Annotated in this window: 1 protein-coding gene; it reads left to right on the forward strand. The window is 66.7% G+C overall.

What is annotated here, in order from left to right; translation table 11 throughout:
* Nucleotides 1-160: 160 nt before the first annotated feature.
* The gene (locus QSK30_RS36550; protein ID WP_502871944.1) at nt 161-1,516 is read left to right on the forward strand and encodes an IS701 family transposase; all 1,356 of its coding nucleotides are present in this window, start codon (nt 161-163) and stop codon (nt 1,514-1,516) included.
* Nucleotides 1,517-1,538 lie beyond the last annotated feature (22 nt).

Raw genomic sequence — 1,538 nt, forward strand, 5'->3', positions numbered from 1 at the left:
CTAGTACGGCAGCCGCCATTTGGGTTGTGACCTGCGGGAACGTGTGGTGGGGCCCGTGTTCGACGTGGAGCAGCCGCCTGTTGATCATGTGTTTGTGAAGACGACAGGATCGCAGGCGGCTGCGGCTGCCAGGATAGGTGCTCGGCTGGCCGGGCGGAGACTGGGTGAGCTGACCGAACGGCTGCGCTCGTGTTTTCGGCGGATCGAGCCGTTCCTGCAGGCCCGCAAGTACATGCGAGCGGTGGCAAGCGAGTTGCCCAAACGGAACGGCTGGACCATCGCTGAGCATGTCGGGGACCGGACACCGGATCGGACGCAGCGGCTGCTGAACCGGGCGGTGTGGGACGAGGACGCGGCGATGGCCGAGGTCCGGCGGTTCGCGGTGGCCGGGTTGGAGGAGGCTGCCCGCAAGAGTGGGCGCAGGCGCGGGAGGCTGGTTGTCGGGGCGCTGGATGAGACCGGGCAGCAGAAAAAGGGCGAAGCCACCGCGGGTGTCAAACGTCAGCATCTGGGCTGCGCGGGCCGGGTGGAGAACGGGATCAACACGGTGCACCTGTCCTATGTGCGCGAAGGCACCGGGCACGCGTTGATCGGGTTCCGACAGTGGATCCCCGACGAACACATCACCGATCCCGTGCGCTCGCTGCGCATGGGACTACCGTCGGATCTGACATTCCGCACCAAGGGCCAGTTGGCCATCGACATCTGCACGACCGCGGCCACGGACGGGTTCCGACCGGATTTCTACTGCGGGGACGAGGTTTACGGCAACTGCACCGAGTTGCGGGAGCACTTCGAGGCCGAGCAGCAGGCATACGTGCTGCGGGTGGCGAAGAACTTCCGGATCACGCTGCCCAGCGGGGCGGTGACCTCCTGCGAACAGGGCACCAAGACGCTCCTGCAGGGACTGAAACACAAGCGGCGCTGGGAAACCCGCTCAGCGGGCAAAGGCGCCAAGGGCGACCGATGGTACGCCTGGGCGTGGATCGCCACCACCTCCGCCCGACACCACCTCCTCATCCGCAAACACCTACACACCGGCGAGTTGGCCTTCCACTACTGCTACGTGCCCGAAGGCGAACCGCTCACCAAGGCACGGCTGATCCGCGCCGCCGGGCTGCGCTGGCCCATCGAGGAAGGATTCGAGTTCGGCAAGGACTGCTTCGGCCTGGACCAGTCCCAGGCCAGGCTCTACACCGCCATCGCCCGACACACCGTGCTCGTCTGCGCCGCCCTCGCCGTCTGCGCCGTCACCGCCGCCCTGCTGCGCGACCGCACCGACAGCCAAGCCCCACAACCAACCCACCCGGACCAGCCCCCACCCACCGACCCCGGCCGCATCCCGTTCACCATCCCCGAAATCAAGCGCCTGATCGCCGACGCCACCACCACACCCCGACCACAGGAGCACACAACCCACTGGGTGAACTGGCGACGCACCCACCAAGCACGCTCACGCTGGTTCCACAAACGCACCAGACTCGCCCGCGACATCGAGAACACCCAGGTCAGCTAACAAATGGCGGCTGCCGTACTAG

Origin of the sequence: Actinokineospora sp. NBRC 105648, from assembly GCF_030269645.1 — a bacterium.
Taxonomy (GTDB): domain Bacteria; phylum Actinomycetota; class Actinomycetes; order Mycobacteriales; family Pseudonocardiaceae; genus Actinokineospora.